This is a genomic window from Bradyrhizobium genomosp. III, from assembly GCF_000261705.1.
Taxonomy (GTDB): Bacteria; Pseudomonadota; Alphaproteobacteria; order Rhizobiales; family Xanthobacteraceae; genus Bradyrhizobium; species Bradyrhizobium ottawaense.
On sequence record NZ_AJQF01000151.1, the window covers coordinates 25,260 to 44,539 of the forward strand.

11 protein-coding genes are annotated in these 19,280 nt (G+C 64.7%); 5 read left to right on the forward strand and 6 right to left on the reverse strand.

Annotated features, from left to right (window positions below):
- Positions 1-89: 89 nt before the first annotated feature.
- Entirely contained in the window at positions 90-965 is an 876-nt protein-coding gene (locus IC66_RS0112915; protein ID WP_038947899.1) for an aldo/keto reductase family oxidoreductase, read from the reverse strand.
- 97 nt (positions 966-1,062) lie between these two features.
- Between IC66_RS0112915 and IC66_RS43365 the strand changes: the two genes are divergently transcribed.
- Complete coding sequence (locus IC66_RS43365) at positions 1,063-1,998, forward strand: LysR family transcriptional regulator (RefSeq protein WP_083859290.1); 936 nt, start codon at positions 1,063-1,065, stop codon at positions 1,996-1,998.
- Between the two features lie 202 nt (positions 1,999-2,200).
- Here IC66_RS43365 and IC66_RS0112925 read toward each other — a convergent pair whose 3' ends face one another.
- Both IC66_RS0112925 and IC66_RS0112930 read right to left on the reverse strand, forming a co-directional pair.
- Positions 2,201-2,827, reverse strand: a complete 627-nt coding sequence (locus tag IC66_RS0112925) for an alpha/beta hydrolase (protein ID WP_038947901.1) — start codon at positions 2,825-2,827, stop codon at positions 2,201-2,203.
- Positions 2,824-3,762 (reverse strand): ring-cleaving dioxygenase, encoded by a 939-nt coding sequence (locus IC66_RS0112930; RefSeq protein ID WP_028142425.1) that lies wholly within the window; start codon positions 3,760-3,762, stop codon positions 2,824-2,826. The genes IC66_RS0112925 and IC66_RS0112930 overlap by 4 nt, the downstream gene beginning before the upstream one ends.
- A 128-nt stretch (positions 3,763-3,890) precedes the next feature.
- Between IC66_RS0112930 and IC66_RS0112935 the strand changes: the two genes are divergently transcribed.
- Both IC66_RS0112935 and IC66_RS0112940 read left to right on the forward strand, forming a co-directional pair.
- Positions 3,891-4,862, forward strand: coding sequence for a LysR family transcriptional regulator (locus IC66_RS0112935; RefSeq protein WP_049801707.1), 972 nt, complete (start codon positions 3,891-3,893; stop codon positions 4,860-4,862).
- Between the two features lie 400 nt (positions 4,863-5,262).
- On the forward strand, positions 5,263-5,739 hold the full coding sequence (locus IC66_RS0112940; protein ID WP_028142426.1) for a hypothetical protein: 477 nt from the start codon (positions 5,263-5,265) through the stop codon (positions 5,737-5,739).
- Between the two features lie 264 nt (positions 5,740-6,003).
- On the opposite strand, the gene IC66_RS0112945 is transcribed toward IC66_RS0112940, so the two are convergent.
- The 3 genes from IC66_RS0112945 to IC66_RS0112960 all read right to left on the reverse strand — a co-directional run bounded on the left by IC66_RS0112945 (position 6,004) and on the right by IC66_RS0112960 (position 10,905).
- A complete protein-coding gene (locus IC66_RS0112945; protein ID WP_244429105.1) occupies positions 6,004-6,930 on the reverse strand; it encodes a c-type cytochrome in 927 nt (308 codons plus the stop codon).
- 253 nt (positions 6,931-7,183) lie between these two features.
- The gene (locus IC66_RS0112955) at positions 7,184-9,877 is read right to left on the reverse strand and encodes a hybrid sensor histidine kinase/response regulator (protein WP_038947904.1); all 2,694 of its coding nucleotides are present in this window, start codon (positions 9,875-9,877) and stop codon (positions 7,184-7,186) included.
- Complete coding sequence (locus IC66_RS0112960) at positions 9,874-10,905, reverse strand: ABC transporter substrate-binding protein (protein ID WP_038947905.1); 1,032 nt, start codon at positions 10,903-10,905, stop codon at positions 9,874-9,876. The genes IC66_RS0112955 and IC66_RS0112960 overlap by 4 nt, the downstream gene beginning before the upstream one ends.
- Before the next feature lie 293 nt (positions 10,906-11,198).
- Here IC66_RS0112960 and IC66_RS0112965 point away from each other — a divergent pair, with 293 nt between their 5' ends.
- Both IC66_RS0112965 and IC66_RS0112970 read left to right on the forward strand, forming a co-directional pair.
- Positions 11,199-11,948 (forward strand): hypothetical protein, encoded by a 750-nt coding sequence (locus IC66_RS0112965; protein ID WP_028142430.1) that lies wholly within the window; start codon positions 11,199-11,201, stop codon positions 11,946-11,948.
- 69 nt (positions 11,949-12,017) lie between these two features.
- Positions 12,018-19,280 (forward strand): leukotoxin LktA family filamentous adhesin (locus IC66_RS0112970; protein ID WP_038947906.1); only part of this gene is annotated, 7,263 nt, incomplete at its 3' end.

Here is a 19,280-nt window from a genome sequence, read left to right on the forward strand (position 1 = left end):
CAGCAGGACCACTTCCCGCTTGCGTTTCATACGGTCGGCCCCCATTTGGCATGAGGCAGCACTGTCCCATGCTGCGCCCGCAGACCGTCTCAACCGGGGCTCCTGGCAAGGCCATTCAGCTCATCGATCGCATCATCCGGCAAATCGAGTTCGGCCGCGGCGAGATTCTCGCGCAGATGCGCGACCGACGAAGTGCCGGGGATAAGGAGGATGTTAGGTGAGCGACGAAGGAGCCAAGCAAGCGCGACCTGCATGGGCGTTGCACCGAGGCGAGCAGCGACATCGGTTAGAGTGGACGATTGCAGGGGGGTGAACCCGCCGAGCGGAAAGAACGGCACATAGGCAGTGCCGTCCCGGGCAAGGTCGTCGATCAAGGCGTCGTCAGACCTGTGGGCCAGATTGTATTGATTTTGCACGCAGACGATCTTGCAAATCTTGCGTCCTTCCGCGACCTGCGTCGCGGTCACGTTGCTCAGCCCAATATGCCTTATCAGGCCCTGACGTTGGAGATCGGCCAAGACATTCAGTGGCGCTTCGATCGAGCCCTCGGCCGGGCCATGCCGGTCGATCATGACGCGAAAGTTGACGACATCGAGTGCGTCGACCCCGAGATTTTTCAGATTGTCGTGGACTGCCTGGGTGAGCTCTTCGCGCGAGAAGGCCGGATTCCATGAGGCGTCCGCGCCACGCAGAGCCCCGATTTTGGTGTCGATGACGAGATCCTTGGGGTAGGGGTGCAGCGCCTCACGGATCAACTGGTTTGTGACATGCGGGCCGTAGAAGTCGGCTGTGTCGATATGGTTCACGCCGGACGCGATGGCCGCTCGCAGCACAGCCAACGCGGCGGCGCGATCCCTGGGCGGACCGAACACGTGCGGGCCTGCAAGCTGCATGGCACCGTAGCCAAGCCGCTTCACGCGGCGGTCTCCGAGGTCAAAGCTGGCAGTTAGGTCGGTGTTGGGCATAGGTCATCTCCATAAGAACCAATGGCCGGTAGGTAGACGTTGCCCGCGCGCTCGATAACCGGGTACAATCCGAACGGGTTGTTCGGAGAAGCGAACAGTGAAAGTCGATCTGGGTGAACTGAACGCTTTTGTGACCGTCGCGCGGGCCGGAGGCTTTCGGGACGGAGCTCGGTCGAGCGGGGCGAGTGCGTCAGGACTCAGCGAAGCGGTAACCAGGCTGGAAGCGCAACTCGGCGTCAGATTGTTGAACCGGACGACGCGAACCGTGGCGCCCACTGAGGCAGGTCAACGTCTCCTCGAGCGGCTCGGGCCAGCATTCGCCGAGGTGGAAGCTGCCGTCGACGTCGTCAACAGCTCCCGCAACAGGCCAGCAGGTACCCTGCGTCTGAACGTACCGGTCAGTGCGGCACGCCTCGTGCTGCCCACCATCGCGCCGCCCTTTCTCGCCGCTTATCCTGACATCCGGCTGGAAGTGATTGCGGAGAATAACTTTATCGACGTTCTGGCCGCTGGTTGTGATGCTGGCATCCGATACGACGAGCGTCTGGAGCAGGACATGATGGCGATTCCAATCGGTCCTCGCGTTCAGCGCTTTGCAACCGCTGCCTCTCCAAATTACCTGGATCGCTACGGCCGGCCCAATCATCCTCGCGAGCTTGTCGACCACGCTTGCCTTGGCAGTCGTCTTTCGTCCGGCGCGATGGTGGCTCCGTGGGAGTTTGAACGGGAGGGCGAAATCGTTCGCGTCGAACCCAAAGGACCGCTGCTGGTCAGCGTCGGGGCGGCGACAGATCTCGCCGTTGCCGCCGCCATCGCCGGTACCGGCATTGTCACCCTCTTCGAGGACTGGCTTCGTCCCCATCTCGCCAGTGGTCAGCTCGAGCCGGTCCTCGAACCCTGGTGGCAGAGCTTTTCGGGGCCCTTTCTCTACTATCCTGGTCGACGTCTCGTGCCGGCGCCGTTGCGCGCATTCATAGACTTCGTAAGGGGTGTACCATCGCACTCAGCGCATGGCGCGACGCCCACCGCGTAGGCAATGCGTTTGCCAGTAGCGAAATGCTCACTTGTTGAGAGTTCAGAGGCGGCTCGATTCCACTCCAGACTCCATGCGGACGCGACGCGAGACAGTCGAGCATCCCTTCGGCGCGATCAAGGCCGTATGGGTGCGACCTACGACGGGCCGTTCGAGTGAAGGCGGCGGCGCACCGTTTGGAAACGATGCGCCCCTGGCTCGGTCATGCTGCCTTGGCGTCGACGCTGCCGATCCAGTCGCGGGCGAGCGTCAAATCGGCTTGCGACAATTGATGGCCCGCCGGCAGGACCCTGTGGGTCACGCTCGCGCCTGCTTGCGAGAGCAGAGCCGCAAGCTTGGCCGAATTGCTGGCCGGCACGATCGGATCAGCCTGCCCGGACAGCAGCAGGACTGGCTGGCCTGCAAGATCGGCTCTGGGCGGATCCGACAGCGGCACCATGGCGCGCAGCAGGATCGCGCCGGCCAGAACCTCCGGCTTCAGCAGCAACAGCGCGGCTGCGATGTTGGCGCCATTGGAGAAGCCGACGGCGACCGGCGCGGCGATGCCGTAGCGCTGCCGCGCCGCGTTGACGAACTCGCCGAGCTCGTTCGCGCGGCGGCGGACGTCGTCCTCGTCGAACACACCTTCGGCGAGACGGCGGAAGAAGCGCGGCATGCCGTGCTCGAGCACGCGGCCGCGCGGCGAGAGCAGGGCGGACCCCGGCGAGATCATCTTGCCGAGCCCGAGCAGGTCGTTCTCGTCGCCGCCGGTGCCGTGCAACAGGAGGAGCGGAGGGGAGCCCGCGCTGGCCGCGGGCTCGAAACGATGGATGAATTCAGTCTCGGTCATGACACGGTCTCTTCCAGATTCGGCAGAACACCCTCGATCTGCTTGCGCTGCGCTTCGAGGAAAACAGGCAGCTTGAGGTCACGTCCCAGCGTCGCGACGGGTTCGTCGACGGCGAAGCCGGGGATGTCGGTCGCGATCTCGAACAGCACGCCGCCGGGCTCGCGGAAGTAGATCGAGCGGAAGTAGTTGCGGTCCCTCTGCTCGGTCGGATGCAGGCCGTGATTGCTCACGAGCTTTTGCGCCATCTTGCCCTGCTCGGCATCGTCAGCCGCGCGGAACGCGATGTGATGCACCGAGCCGCCGCCCTGATGGCCGCGCAAAAAGCCCTTGGCCTCGTAGATGTCGACAACGCTGCCCTCGACATCGCCGGGCGCCTTGAAGCGGATCACCGAGCCTTCACGGCCGGTCTCCTTGAAGCCGAACACGTCGGTGAGGACAGCGGCCGTCTTCGCCGCGCTGTCGAGCAGCAAGGTCACGCCATGGAAACCGCGGATCGCGTGCTCGGCCGGCACGTCGCCGTTGCTCCAGCCGGGCTCGCTCTCGGCGCCGGGAATGCCGACCAGCGCCAGCGCCATGCCATCGGGATCGGTGAACGGCAGCACGGATTCGCCGAAGCGCTTCTCCAGCGCCTCGTAGGCAATGCCCTTCTCGGTGAAACGCTGGGTCCAGTAGCCGAGCGAGCGCTGCGGCACGCGGAAGGCGGTCTGATGAGTTTCGCCGACGCCGCGGCGCCCGGCCGGAACGCCCGCCCACGGAAAGAAGGTCAGGATGGTGCCGGGGCGGCCGGTCTCGTCGCCATAATAGAAGTGATAGGTGCCGGGATCATCGAAATTGACCGTCTTCTTGACGAAGCGCAGGCCGAGATCCCGGGTGTAGAAGCCGAAATTCCTGATGGGGTCGCCGGCAATCGCGGTGACATGGTGCAGTCCAGACATTGTCGTCCTCCAGAGTTCGGGGAGCGTCTTGCTCTGGCCGGAAATATCGTTCCGCTTTGGATTGGAGACAATCCATGCAAATATGACGGCCATGTCTATGATTTGGAAACAATCGGCGGAAGCAGCCCTTGGATAAGCTCGGCAGTCTCCGGGCCTTCGTGAAGGTGGTGGAAAGCGGCAGCTTTGCGGAAGCTGGCCGGCAGCTGCGGCTGTCGCGCTCGGCGATCAGCAAGTACATCGCCGACCTCGAGGAGAGCCTCGGCGTCCAGCTGTTGAACCGGACCACACGGCATGCCAGCCCGACCGAGAACGGCCAGCGCTATTTCGAACGCGCGCTCGTCATCCTCTCGGAGGTCGAGGCGGCCGACCAGGCGGTGACGCAGGCGCAGTCGGCGCCGCGCGGATTGTTGCGCGTCAACGCGCCGATGTCGTTCGGCACGATGCGGCTCGGGCCCGTGCTCGCCGATTTCATGGCGCGCTATGGCGAGCTCCAGCTCCAGATCGTGCTCAGTGACGACCTGCTCGATCCCGTCCAGGACGGTTTTGACGTGACCTTGCGGATCGCGGAACTGGAATCGTCGAGCTTGATCGCGCGAAAAATCATGCCGGTGGCGCGCATGATCTGTGCTTCGCCGGACTATCTCGCACGTCACGGCACGCCAAAGCACCCGCAGGATCTGCGCGAGCACGCCTCGCTGACCTACGGCTACCTGCTCACCGGTAATCAGTGGAAGCTTACAGGCGCCGACGGCGATCACTGGATCCAGCCGGCCTGGTCGCTGTGCGTGAACAATGCCGAGGTGCTGCGCGACGTCGCGATCAAGGGCAGGGGGCTCGCGCTGCTGCCGGAGTTCATCGCTGCCGACGCGTTGCGGACAGGCAAGCTGCGCGCCGTCCTGGAAGACTATTTTGCGCCGCCGCTCGCGCTCTATGCGGTCTATCCGCCGACGCGGCACCTGTCGGTGAAGGTCAGGCTCTTCATCGACTTTCTCGTTGAGCGGTTTGGCCGCGATGAAGAAGTCGGCGCGCAGGGGGCTGAGGCTGGGTCGGGAAGCCATGACTCTGCCCGGGCAACGGCTCGCAGCGATCTCTCGCGATGAGTCAAGAAGGCGAGCTACACGGCGGACAGTCGGGGGATTTCCTTTGAAAGGGTGAGCGGCAAGGGTTCTTCTATTGTCAACGTTGCTGACAGTGATTCCTCGGAATTGCTCTCCCCGCGAACGACTGGATGAAGTCCGGCTGCCAGCAAAGGCCATGATGATTGTGCCTTTGCTGAGAGTCCGCGCAGTGGCTGGATACGATTATACCGCACCGGAAAGTTGAACTTTCTTCCCGTGCCTTGGGACTCATATTAGCGTCCCGACTTCGCGCCTCAGGACAGAAAGAGTTCAACCGCTGTCGGGGCGTTCCGAGGGCTCTCTTCCGTGCCACCGCGAAGAGCCGGGCACGATGAGTAGCTCACACTTCTCGACTTGATTTCAACAAGCGCAGGAGGAAGCTATGCGGAAGTCTCTCACCCTTTTCCTTTCTGGCGTGGCATTGGCCGTCGCGGCGTCAACAGCCGTAGCCGGTGAGCGGGTGCTTGAGTTCAAGCTGGTTACGAAGCCGATCGACCTCAAGGTCATAGAGGCCGCAAACGTCGAGGGACAGACGGTTGTGTCTGGCAAATTCTTTGGGGTCGCCGTCTTCAACGATGGCCGTATCGGAGTGAAAGAGTTCGTCAATACTTCGGACCTGCTCAAAGGGTCGGGCCCCTTCTTCGGCTACAGCACGTACACATTCGAGGAAGGCTCGATTACCGCGCGCTACACCGGTTCGGCCAAAGACGGCAAATCGACGGGCGAATACACCATCCTGTCGGGCACAGGTGCCTATGCGAACGCCACGGGTACGGGAACAATCGAAAGCGCGCCGAACCCATTCAAGGGCGTCAACCTGCTGAACATAAAGCTCGTCGTTAAAACGTCCGGTTCGTGACAGCGCAATGGTCACAGGTCCCACACGAAGGAAGTTGATCCCTTGGGTGGCGTGTTGGCTCGGCCGGCGGCACATTGCCGGCCGGGCGACCTGCTGAAGAACCGACCGGAGTCGTTGAGATTGACCTCCTTCTTGGCCGGTTAACCGGAATAAGTCCGCGCGCAGACATGGAGCGAACGCTTAGGGTGGCTTTGGGCCAGAATCGGACCCTCATGAGCGCAGGAAGCGCGCCGGCTGGCCCACTCTGCACAGCCCCGAAGAATGTTATTGCTTGAGCGACGCTGAAAAGGCGACCAGCGCGATCACGTCGTCGACGCCGAGATTCTCGACAACCGGTTTCATGAGTTCGCTATTGGCCCCCTTCCGCGCACCCGATTTGAAGTCATAGAGCTGCCGGAACATGTAGGTGGGCGAACGGGACGCAAGCCCCGGCGCGATGGCAGTCCCGCTGAGGTCAGCACCGTGACAGGTCCCGCACTGGACGCGCGGATCGCTGTTCGTTGCCAGCGTCCGTCCTTTCTGGACGCTGCCCACCGGGACGTAGGCGATGAAACGAGCGCGCGAGTCCCGGCTGACAAAGTGTTCAACGTTTTCCGGGATCTCGATGATGCGCTGGCCGATGGGCTCTTTCTCGGCGCCGTCCAGCGGAGCCAGGAACAGGTCTCTCACCTGTGTTTTTGGCACCGCCTCGGCCTCTACGACGACAATATTCGATCTGGGCTTGATGGAGGCGAAGTAGGCTGCGGCCTCTGCGAGTTCCTGATCGGTCACCGCTTTGGACAACTTGATCATCAGGTCGGTGGCGACGCGAGGCACCGAGTTCGTGCGCAGGCCCGTCTTGAACTCCGCCGTTTGCTGAATGATGTATTCCGCGGAGAGGCCAAATAGGCTGGCATTCTCAGGACCGCCCGGTCCGTCTGCCCGGTGGCAGACGCCGCACGCGAACACCTCCGGCTTTCTCCCCCTCGCCACGATGTCTGGCATTGGTGGATGATCGTCCGGATGCCAATCGGGCGCGGCGAACAGATCGCGCACTTGCGTGAGCGTAAAACCGGCGGCGCTGTCAGGAACGTGCCTGATCGTGCCATCGTCTGGCGTGCGTTGAAAATTGGGCGGGTTGACCGGGTAGGCCCATGATGGCGGGCCCTCCTGGATTTGCGCTCGCGCCCCGGCCGCGGAGAGCAATGCCAACGAGACCACGCATAGAGCAGTTGGAAATCTCATGGCTCTCGACCTCCCAGCGCGTCGGTGAAGCCAAACTGTACTTCCCGAAGGCGAAGATCAGGAGCGGCTAACCGACCGCTTGTCGGGCGACGGGACGCCGCAGCTCCTCCGCCACGTCGAAAACTCCATTCAACGCCGGGGACTCTCAGACGTCAATGTGCGATTTCAGCCGCCTTGGACTGCTCGGGGGCAAAACGCTAAGAGCTCGATCTGAGCAAATCTAGCTGACCGACCGCTGCTCGGCGGGCCGGAGCAGATCGTCGAGCGCGCTCATCGAGGCTGCTCGCAGCGCAGCGAGCTCACGCGCGGCACTCTGGCACTCAGGCGCCGACATCGCAGGCGACGCCAGCTCGATCTCGCGGCAGCGCTCGAACAGGCGGACGAGGCCGAGCGCGCCGGCGGCGCTGCCGAGTTGATGTGCGTGTCGGGCGAGCTGTTTATGGTCGCCGGTCGCGGCAGCCTTGGTGATGTCGTCGATCAGCTTTTCGCTGGTCTCCTCCAGCAAGTGGTGGAGCTTTGTGATTTGCGCGGCGCCGAGCAGCTCCTTCTGGTCGTCGAGATAGTGCCGGTCGATCAAGGCGCCCGCGGCGAGTTGCACGGCTGCCGGCGCGACCTCCGGATCGTCCTCGATCGCCTCGCGCAACGCGTTGATCAGGATCGGCTTGCTGACGATCTGGACAATGCCTGCGTCGGCGAGCCGCTCGCGTGCGCTGGAGGACACGTCCGCGGTGACGGCGATGATGCGCGGCATTTTCGGCAGACCGAGCTTGCCGATCCGCGACGCCGCCTCGACGCCGTCCATGTCGGGCATGTGCAGGTCCATCAGGATGACGTCGAACGCGTGATCGCGGGCGAGTGCGACGGCCGAGGCGCCGTTTCTGGCGATCGTGGCATGATGGCCGAGCCGATTCAGCATTGCTTCGCCGACCTCGCAATTGATGGGGTCGTCGTCGACCAGCAGCACGCGGAGGCGCCGCGACGGTGGCGGAAGTGCACCTTGGGCAATGCCGCTGACGGCCGGATCGAGCGGCACTTCGAGTGTGAACGTGCTACCCGCGCCCGGCGTGCTCTCCACCGTCAGCTCGCCGCGCATCAAACGGCTGAGACGCCGCGCGATCGCGAGTCCGAGGCCGGTGCCGCCGAACCGCCGCGCGATGCTGTCGTCCGCCTGCACGAAATCCTCAAAAATCCGCTCATGCATGTCGGGGGCGATGCCGATGCCGGTGTCGCGAACGGTCACGCGCAGCAGGACATGACCATCATGGCGCTCGGCGGCTGCGTTGACGGCGATCGCGCCTGATGGCGTGAACTTGATGGCGTTGCCGATTAAATTGAGCAGGATTCGATTGAGCCTGACAGGATCGCCGTGCACCGAGGTCCTGACCGAGGCATCGCAGGCAAGGTCGAAGGTCACTCCCTTGCCGAAGGCCTGGGGCCGCATCAGGTCGGCGGCCGTTTCGATCAGCTGGTCGAGGTGGAAATTACGCGGCTCCAGGGCTTCGGCGCTGGCCTCCAGGCGCGCATATTCCAGGATGGCATCGACCAGCGCGATCAGCGTCTCCCCCGATGCCGCCGCGGTCGTGAGGTGGCGCCGCTGCGCCTCGCCGAGTTTGCCGTCGTCGAGCAGCTGCAGCACGCCCATGACGCCGTTCAGCGGCGTGCGCAGCTCGTGGCTGACGACGGCAAGGAAGCGCGATTTGGTCTCATTGGCCGCCACCGCCGCGCTGCGCGCGCGCTCGGCGGCATCGTGCTCGGCAAGGGCCTGATCGCGCGCTTTCTCCAGCTCCGAGGTGCGCTCGATCACCTTGCGCTCCAGCGTCGCGTAGGAATAGCGCAGTTGCGCGGCCATCCGGTTGAACTGGTCGCCGAGCGCTTCCAGCTCGTCGCCGGTCTTGATCGCGAGCCGCAGGCCGAGATCGCCGCTCCCGATCCGCCGTGCGCCCTGCGTCAGCAGCTGGATCGGCCCCGTCATGCGCCGGCTGAGAAAGAGAGAGACCAGCACCGCACCGGCCAGCAGGACGACGAGGAGAAAGGTCGAACGGCCAATCGACGCATAGATCGGCGCATAGGCCTCGCTGAGCGGCAGCTCGACGAACACCAGCAAGCCGAGCGAGGGGACCGTCGCATAGGTCGACAGCACGCGCTGGCCGGACAGATCCTCCTTGATCAGGCCGCCGGAGGGCGGCCCCACGCCGTCGAGCGCGGCGCGGACGTCGGCATGGCCGGAGAGATCGCTGCGTTGCAGGGCTCGCCACAAATCGGGATGCGCGATCAAGATACCCGTGCGGTCCACCACGTAGGCCTTGCCGGTGTTGCCGACCCTGATCCCGGCGACGAGGTCCCAAATGAAACGCAAATTGACCTCGGCGACGATCACATTGGGATTGCGGCCAATCCCCCGCGTGGCGAGCGTCATGAAGGGTTCGGTATCGCCGAAGAAGTAGACCGGCCCGTAATAGGCCCGGCTTTCATTGGCTCCGCGAAAGGCGGGCGAGGCGGAGAGGTCGGCTTTACTGCCGATTCGGTCTGCCACACGGCGGGACACACGCATCTGTTCAAGCCCGTGCGAGTCGAGCTCGGCGATTTCCGCGATCGCCGGGGAGAGGCGCAGGAGACGGATGGCGTTCAGGCGTTCGTCTTCGTTGGTCGACAGCTCCGGCGGCAGGCGCGAGAGCCATCTGATCTGGTTTTCGATCTGGCCGATGAATTGGCCGATCTGAATCGCAGCGGACGCCGCCTGCTCGCGCTGGGTCGCCGCCAGAAGCTGCTTCTGCTCGCGATAGGAGAACCAGACGTCGAAGCCCGTGTTGATGGCGAGCGCGGCAAAGGCGAGGGCGACGATCGAGTAGAGATATTTGCGGAACAGCCGGCCGGGAGGCGTTCGCAAATGTCCCTGGTCGACCGTTTCGTTCACTCGCGGATCTCGTCGGCGCGCGCGAGCAGCGTGAATGGTATGGTCAATCCCAGCGTGCGGGCGACCGTGCGGTTGATCAGCAGCTCGTATTTGCGCGGCGATTGCACCGGCAGGTCGCCGGCCTTGGTGCCGCGCAGGATGAGATCGACATAGTCGGCCGAGCGCACCTCCAGCGTCGGCCCGTAGCTCATCAACCCGCCGGCGTCCATGAAGTAATGAAACGGATAGATCGTGGGCACGCGATACTTGGCGGCCGCCGCCACGACCGCCTTCCGGTTGACGACCAGGAAGCTGTCGACCAGCGCAATCATCGCCGCCTTCGGCGGCTCGGAGAAGCGCCTGACGGCTTCGTCGATGTCCGCCGGCGCGTCGACGGGGGCGGGGATTGCGGACACTCCGGACTCGGCGGCCTCTTGCTCGATCGAGTCGAGGAAGAAGCGCCCGCCGCGAGGGGTGGTCGAAGGGTTGAACAGGATACCGACGCGCGCAAGATCGGGCACGGCCTCGCGGATCAGCTGCAGCCATTTGCCGCCCATCTCGGCGGTGCTGTTGGTGAAGCCGGTGACGTTGCCGCCGGGATGCGCAAGGCTTTCGACGAAGCCATTGCCGACGGGATCGTTGGCGGTCGCGAAGACGATCGGGATGGTCCTGGTGGCGGCAAGGACCGCCACGGTTTCGACCGTCGACCCCGTCAGGATCACGTCCGGCTTCAGCTCCAGCAATTCCTGAATCGCGGCCTTCAGCCGGTCCGGTGCGCCGAAGGTCGAACGGAGCTCGAGGCGGAAGTTGACGCCTTCGACCCAGCCGCGCTGCCTCAAGCCGGCGACGAGGCCACCGAGGCGGGAGGTTGCGCTGTCGATCAGGCTCCGCCGGGTCAGCTCGTCGTCGAGCGGCAATGCGGTCAGCGATCCGACGATCCGCATGCGATCCGACGTTGCGCCGAGCGCGACCCATCCTGCGGCGGCTGCGCCCGCAAGTCGAATGAAGCCGCGGCGATCGACCGCGAGAGCGGAAGGCCGTTCGGTCATGAAACTCTTCGCATGATGGCTTGCCCCGGAGCGGATGCTTAGCGCGAACGGCCGGCATCCACAATTGATGAAAAAATGCGCTTATGAATGCGCATTCGCAGCGTTTGGCAGCCCGATACCGTATTCCTACGCTGCCAAAGAGTCGCTGCTTCGAGCGTTGTCTCCTTCGTGACGCCTTGTAACGCCTTCGCGTTGCAACATTTTCCGTCTCGGTTGCGACGACGGTTCGCGGAAGGCGATTTCGCAGCTGCCGATTTTTGAAGCGTTGTTTCAAGTTGTTTCGAAGGTTCTCGATGCGCAAAATCTATCTCATTCCGGCCGTCGTCGGCCTGCTCACCGTCATTGCTGCCGGACCGCTCGCGGCCCAGGGCGCCGTACCGAAGCAGAAGGCTGCGCCGGCACCCAGAGCGGCTGCGGCCGGCGCCCCCGCTGCAGCCGGCACGCCCGTCGCCGCCGGGGCGAATTCGGCCGAGACACCGGCCGCGGACGACAAGATCAAGGCGATTGACGGTTTCCGCTCCGCCAAGTTCGGCATGAACGAGGCCGATGTGCGCGCGGCGATGACGAAGGATTTCAACGCCAAGCCCGACGCCATCAAGTCACAGGACAACGCGTCCGAGCTGACGCACAGCATTCTGCTGTCCGTTCCGGAGTTGCTGCCGAACGGCGGCACCGCCGAGCTCTCCTACGTGTTCGGCTACAAGTCGAAGTCGCTGATTCAGGTCGGCGCGGTCTGGTCGAAGGCGACTGACGCAGCGATCACGCCGGAGAAGCTGTTCTCCAACGCCAACATCCTGCGCGCCCATTTCATGGGTGAAGGCTTCAAGCCCGACTCCATCGCGGTCAACATGCCCGTCGCCGGCGGCATCGTGATGTTCCGCGGCAGCGACGCCAGGGATCGCTCGGTGATCCTGCTCCTCCAGGGCACGTTCGAGAACAAGGAGAACAACCAGCGTGTGCTGACCCCGACCAGCCTGCTGCTGTTCTACGTGGCCGACGCCAAGAGCCCCGACATCTTCAAGCTGCCGCCCGGCCAGTTCTGATGTCGGGATCGCACGACATTCTCCCACCCGGTTGTGGATCGGCGCCAATGCCGATGACGAGGATCTGACATGCGCGGACCATCTGCGGCGCGAAACGATGACGGGCGGACGACGCTGCGCCGGCTGGCGCGGTTCCGTTCGATGTCGCTGCTCTGCGCGATGCAGATGGTCTTCCTGCCGGTGTTCAGCGTCCGCCTTCAGGCGCAGACGGCGAACGTCATCGTTCCCGACGGCCGCACCGGGACCAGCCTTCAGACCTCCGGCAGCGTCACCAACGTCACGACGTCGACGTTCTCGGGCAACAACGCCTTTAACTCCTTCTCGCAGTTCAGCGTCGGGCAGGGCAATACGGTCAACCTGCAACTGCCGACGGGGACGCGAAATCTCGTCAACATCGTTCGCGACGCGCCGGTCTACGTCAACGGCACGCTGAACTCCTACATGAACGGCTCAATCGGCGGTAACGTCTATTTCGCCGACCCCAAGGGGTTCGTGGTCGGCCGCAGCGGCGTGGTCAATGTCGGCAGCCTCAATGTCTCGACTCCGACACGGGAGTTCACCGACAGCCTGATCGGTCCCGGCGGCGCGATCAACGGCACGGCCGTCGGCAATCTCATGGCGGGCTCGTTCCCGGTCTCGCCGGACGGCAACATCCGCATCTACGGCCGGGTCAATGCCCAGGACGGCGTGCGTCTGACCGGGCAGAACGTCTTCGTCGGCGGCGCGACCCAGCGCGACATCGCCAATCTCGACCACGCCGCCAAGTTCGCGGCATCCGTCAATTCCAAGGGCCTGCGCAGCGCCAGCTCGATCACCGTCAGCAACGGTTCGATCCATATCGGCGCCGTCAACAACGCTCGCGTCAACGGCCGCCTGACCGCGCACAGCAAGACCTCGACGCCGAGCAACATCACGGTGCAGGCCGGCAACAACATCGATATCGGCAAGAACGCCAGGCTGAATATCGCCAGCAAGACCGGCGATGCCGGCGAGATCCGTCTGAAGGCAGCGCAGAATCTGACCGTGACGGGCGGGGCCAGGTTCAACGCCAGCGCGAAGACCGGCAATGCAGGTCTGGTCGATTTCAGCGCGAACGGCGTCATCGACATCGGCCGGGGCATCGAGGTCAATCTCAGCGCGGCCAACGGCAAGGCCGGCACGCTGCTGATCGATCCGACCGACCTGGTCGTCGGCGATGCCTCCCAGGGCGACACCGGCGTGACGCTTTCGAACAGCTCCGTCGCGGCTGCGCTCGCCGGGCTCAGCGCCGGTGCCAATTACCTCATTCAGGCCGATCATTCCATTACGCTCGCCGCACATGCGGTGATCGATGCCCGCCGCCTCGACGGCTCCGGCCATTCGACCGGCAACGCCAACAACGTCATCATCGACGCGCCGAACATCGATATCAAGAATGGTGCGCAGATCCTGGCGCAGTCGGTCAATTTCGGTGGGACCAGCTACGCCGACGGCAACGTCACGCTGACGGCAACGGCGAGCGACATCAAGCTGTCCGGTCAGGCCACAGCCACGACGGCGATCACGGTCGACGGCAAGATTACCGGTGGTACCGTCTCGATCACCGCGACCTCGACGGCCGTGTCGAGCTTCCTGAACGGTTCTGCGGTCGGTGATCTCGCGCTCGTCGGCTCGACGCTCGCCGCCTCGCTGCTCGGGCTCAATGGCGGCTATGTCGCGGCCAGCGCGACCGCGACGATCAACATCAACAGCCATGCCGACATCAACGGCCGCGGCGACGTCACCATTTCCGCACATGCCACCGAGACCGCGTCGGATCCGGCGGTCGCATCCACCTTGCTCGGCAGTCTCACGCCGGTCGCGGCCGGTGTGGTCGTCGGTAAGATCGATGGCAACGTGACCACCAACATCGCCTCGGGCGCGACGATCAACGCCGGCGGCAACCTCGAGATCAAGGCACTCAACGATGCGACCATCGCCGTCTCTGCCCTCGCGGCATCGACGAGCGCGCAGATCGTCCCGACGGTGGCCTATTCCAAGGGCTCGGTGACGACGACCGCCAACGTCGAGACCGGCGCACATATTGCTGCCGGCACGGTGAACACGAGCGGCAGCACCCTGAAGGTGCGCGCGATCAACAACAACTCGTTCTCGACCAGCGCAACGTCGGTTGCGGCGCCCGGAACGGGGGCGAGCGGTGCTGTCGGCGGCGCGTTCGCCATCAGCGACATCACGACGTCCGCGACCGCGACGCTCGGCGCATCGCTCGGAACCGATACCGCCAACCGGATGAACGGCTCCGTCCTGGTCGAAGCGACGTCCGACACCACGCTCAATTCCACGATGGCTTCGTCCATCGCCGGCCTGCCGGCACTGATCGCGGCGATCGAACGAGGACTGCGCGCCGTCACCTCGCCGACGTCGATCATCAGGGACCACATGGGATCGCTGGTGCCGTTGAGCTTCGATTTCAAGGTCGCAGGCGCGCTGTCGCTGGCCAACAGCACCCAGAGCGCGACCGCTGCGATCGCGCAGAATCCGAGCGGCGGCGCGCCGAGCATCTATGCCAGCGGCAACGTTGCCGTTGCCAGCAATGTCATTGATCGCGGCGTTCGCAGCAATGCGACGTCCAGCGCGATCACGAAGGACCCGGTGTCCGGCGAGAGCACCGCGATCAGCGCGGCCGTCGCCTGGGGCAATTTCACGCATAATTCGAACGCCTATGTCGGCAATGGCACGCTGATCAACGCGGCGAACATCGCCGTCGATGCCACCACCGAACTGCCGATCACCATTTCCTGGCTGAAGTGGGATGGTTTGGGCGCGGTGCTGAGCCACCTCAACGGCAATCTCGGCGTCGGCGGCAACATCCTGACCAGCTACGCCAATGCCACGGCGGACGCCGGCGACACGATCGGCATCGCCGGCTCGCTGAACCATTTCGTCGTGAACAACAACACCACGGCGTGGGTGGCCGGCAGCGCGAGCCTGACGGCAACCTGCGCGACCGCGGCCTGCGGCAGTGGCACCGGCTGGTCGGTCGGGATGGACAATGGCGACGTCCATACCTACAACGCCAGCCTCCAGATCGCGGCCACCACGACCACGGCGTCGATCGACGCCGCCGGCAATGTCGGCACGCTCGGCTTCCTGTTCGGCAACACCTCGGGCGGCTCCTCGGTCGGCGGAGCGCTCAATCTCGTCCAGTTCAACACCAATACCATCGCCGGCGTTTCGGACCGTGCGACGCTGCGTGCGGCGGACGACATCGCCGTCAACGCGATCACTTCAGACCGGTTCGTCGCTGTCGCACCGTCGTCCGGCAAGGCTGCCGGCACGCTGGCGCTGAATGGCATCACCTCGCTCGGTTTCCTGAACAACACGACGCATGCGTCGATCTCGAGCCAGGCCACCGTCTATGCACCGACCGTCGGCATCCTGGCGCAGCAGGATCTGTCGGTCGTGACGCTGTCCGGCGCGATGAGCTATAACGGGAGCGGCGGTTCGGCGGTCGGCTTGTCGGTCGCCTATCTCGGCGCAAATACCGACACCTCCGCCTATATCGGCGACAACCATTCCGACATCCGGCCCGGCGTGTTCAGTGCCAACGATCCGTTCGCCGGCACCAGCGGCGGAAGCGGGGCGGTCAATGTCGACAATCTGACACTCAGCGCGACCACTTCGGGGCGCATCACCGCGGCCGCCGTGGCGGCGGCCGTCTCCGACCCGGCGTCGTCGAATTTCTCCGACAAGGCAGGCGCTGCCGGCGCCGCCTCGACCGGAGGCACCGCCGGCGTGACGACGGCGGCGGGCAAGATCGGCTCGACCTCGGGATCGAGCACCAGCGGCTTCAGCCTCGATCTTGCCGGCAGCTCGTCGGTGAGCGACGTCTCGCTGGCTACCAGCGCCTACATCAGGAATACGACAGTCAACAAGTACACCACGACCGGTGCGGTGGTGACCAACACGATCGTTCAGGCGCTCAACGACACCATGCTCAACAATGGTTCCGGCTCTGCGGCGCTCAATCTGGCCGGAGGGTCCGCCACGGGGGCCGCGATCGGCGGTGCGATCGCGGCGGCGATGTCGAACAACGCGACGCTCGCCTATATCTACGGCACCACCATGAACAACCAGAGTTCGGTGACGGTGCAGGCGCTCAATGGCGGCTCGGAGACCGTCGTCGCCCTCGGCGTGGCGGGCTCGAAATCCAATGCGGCGTCGCTGTCGGCCTCGGTCGGCATCATCACTGACAGCGCCAACGCCTACATCGAGAGTTCGACGATCACGGGCCAATCCTCCGGCGTCAACCGCGCGCTCGAGGTCGACGCCTACCAGACCACGAACATCGCGATCGGTGGCGGCTCGCTCTATATCTCGGGTGGCCAGGCCGGCGTCGGCATCGGGCTGACCTATGCTTCGATCGCCGATCCCACCGGCGGCAACGCGACCGATGCGCATATCCGCAGCACCTCGATCTCGAACTACGACACCCTGCTGGTGCTGGCCGACAGCGCCAGCGTGATCGCGGCCGGCGCGGCCTCGGGCGGGGCGGGGTCCAACGGGCTTGCCGGCGCGATCGTCGTCAGCGAGATCTCGCCCACCACGACGGCCTACATCAACAGCGGCGCGACGGTGAGCATCAACGTCGGGCGCGTGACGGTGCTGGCGGACAGCGGCGCCGTGTCGGCGCTGGACACAGCGCTCGGCAACCTCGTCAAGAAGTCGAACAACAATCATCTCGCCACGGACACCTGCACGGTCGCCGGCGGCACGGGCGGGCAGAACTGCATCGACTTCGGCGCGGCGGCGCTTAACGACGGCACGGGGAATGGTCCGGGCGCCAGCATCATCTCCGTTGCGGGCCTCATCCAGGCCGGCAAGAACAATGTCGGCGCCTCGATCATCTACGACACCATCGCAACCACGCATTCGGCCTATATCGCCAACGTCCTGATGACGGCGAGCAGCAATGTCAGCGTGAGCGCGGTCGATTCCTCGAAGATCCAATCGGTCACGATCGGCCTCGGTCTGGCGACCGGACAGTTTGCAGGCGTCGGCGGCACGACGATCAGCTCGATCGCCAATACCGTCTCGGCGACCATCGGCAACAATCTGTCCAGCACGACGCAATCGTCCGTCACGGCCCGCAACATCTCCGTCAGTGCGACCGACAATTCCAGTATCACCGGAACCGCCGCGATCGCGAGCGCCGCGTCGCAAGGCAGCGCCGCAGGTCTGGCGCTGGTCTACAGCAGCATCGCCAACAACGTCAGCGCCGGCGTCACCGGCTCCAAGCTGACGGCCTCGGGCAGCGTTGCCGTCGGTGCGAACTCGAATGCCAGCATCTCGACGGTCGCCGTCGGTGTCGCGATGTCCTCGCAGGTCGGTCTGGCCGGTTCGGTCGCCACCAATCTGATGGGGACCAATGTCACGGCCAGCATCACCGCGGCCGGCACCAACGGCATCAACGGCGCTGACGTCACGGCCACCAACAATGTCGGCGTGATCGCCGGCAACAACGACAAGGCGGCGGTGTTCGCCGGTGCCTTGTCGATCAGCAAGGGGGCGGTCGGCGGCGCGGGTTCGCTGGTGACCAACCAGATCACCGGAACCACCGCAGCCTATATCAGTGGTGCCAACACCAAAGTCGATGCGCTCGGAACCAGTTCGTCCGATACGCTGTCGGTCAACAACGGCACGCTCGTCCACGCGTTCGATCTCGGCACCGCCCATGCGCCGACCGACACCACGCCCGACCTCTCCGAGAACCAGGACACCGTGCGCGGCCTTGCCGTGGTCGCGAGCTCGCACCAGGCCGTCGTGACCAACGTCGCCTCGCTTGCCGCGAGTTCCAGCATCGCGATCATGATCAACCCCATCACCAATGTGATGAGCGGGGCGACGCGAGCCTATATCGACAGCGCGGCCATCGACACGCGCCTGACCTCCTCGACGCTCAAGCCGCAGATCGAGGTCGCCGCGTCGAGCTTCTCCTATTCCGGCGCGTTCGGCGCCGGCATCGCTTACGGCAGCAGTGGCGGCGGTGGCGCGACGATCATCTCGACGACGATGTCGCGCGAGACCTTGGCCTATATCACGAATGCCACAGTCGGCGGCGTGCAGTCGTCGAGCGAGACGGTCGGCGCCGTCACTGTGAAGGCCAATGCGGAGCAGGATGCGTCGTCGATCGCGATCGGTTTCAACACCGGCTCGGTCGGGCTCAACGTCTTCCAGGCGACCACGGAAGCCTATGTTGACGGCGGCGCGCTGACGGCTTCGTCACTGACGGTGAACGCCAACAACAACACCGGTATCTTCTCCGCGAACGGCTCCGGCGCCTATGGCAGCCAGGCCGCGATTGGCGCGGCGTTCCTGGTCCAGGTCTCCTCGAACCGGACGCTGGCCTATGTCGGTGACGAGTTCCGCTATCAGGGCAATGGTGCCGCACACACCACCGCGCTCAATCTGAGCGGCGCGCTCGACGTCGAGGCCAAGACCAAGAACCGTTTCGAGGCCTATGCGATCGGCGGCGCGCTCTCGACCGGGACGGCGGCTATCGCCGGCATGGCCAACATTGAGGTCGCCAACAACACCACCATCGCCGGCGTCTACGACACCACGCTGCATGGGGTGACGGGCGGTACGGCCGGCGCGGTGACGATCAACGCCAACGAAGACGTGGCGATCAAGGAGATCGCAGGCGCACTTGCGGTCGGCGCCAGCGGGGGAGGCGTCGGCGTCGGCGCCGCAGCCAACGTCATCGTGTTCAAGAGCCGGACCGTTGCCGAGAGCTGGAACAGCAATCTGAACTCGTCAGGCGCGATCAACGTCAATGCGCTCAGCACCAAGGAGGTGCTGTCCTACGCGGTCACCGCCGGCATCGGCGGCAGCGTCGGCATCGGCGCGACCGTCGGCGTCATCATCATCGGCACCAACACCGCCGATGCCGACACCCAGGGCCAGCAGACCGGTCAGCTCAATCAGGGCGGCAGCGGCACCATCGCGTCGGTCAACAGTGGCACCAGCAACACCCACGGGAGCAACGCCGTCGCCAGCGGCACGGCCGGCAATCCGAACAGTGCCAATGTCAGCTCGACCTACGACGTCAGCAATGTGCTGAGCGGCGGCAACGACGTCGTCGTCGCGCAGATCGCGGGCGGCAACGTCACGGGCACGCAGGTCAACGTCGCCGCCACCAGCGCCAACGCGGCCAAGATGTATCTGCTCGGCGCCGGCTTTGCCAAGAATGTCGGCATCGGTGCGGGCATCGGCTACACCAGCGTCAACAGCACCGTGCTCGCCAATCTGAGTGACCACGGACGCAACGGCTCCGGCGTGCTGGTGGCCGCC

What these genes read in the sequence shown, in the direction of transcription:
- IC66_RS0112915 (WP_038947899.1), bottom strand. Translation starts at nt 965, where the DNA reads ATGCCCAACACCGACCTAACTGCCAGCTTTGACCTCGGAGACCGCCGC.
- IC66_RS0112965 (WP_028142430.1), top strand. Translation starts at nt 11,199, where the DNA reads ATGCGCAAAATCTATCTCATTCCGGCCGTCGTCGGCCTGCTCACCGTC.
- IC66_RS0112940 (WP_028142426.1), top strand. Translation starts at nt 5,263, where the DNA reads ATGCGGAAGTCTCTCACCCTTTTCCTTTCTGGCGTGGCATTGGCCGTC.
- IC66_RS0112960 (WP_038947905.1), bottom strand. Translation starts at nt 10,905, where the DNA reads ATGACCGAACGGCCTTCCGCTCTCGCGGTCGATCGCCGCGGCTTCATT.
- IC66_RS0112925 (WP_038947901.1), bottom strand. Translation starts at nt 2,827, where the DNA reads ATGACCGAGACTGAATTCATCCATCGTTTCGAGCCCGCGGCCAGCGCG.
- IC66_RS0112930 (WP_028142425.1), bottom strand. Translation starts at nt 3,762, where the DNA reads ATGTCTGGACTGCACCATGTCACCGCGATTGCCGGCGACCCCATCAGG.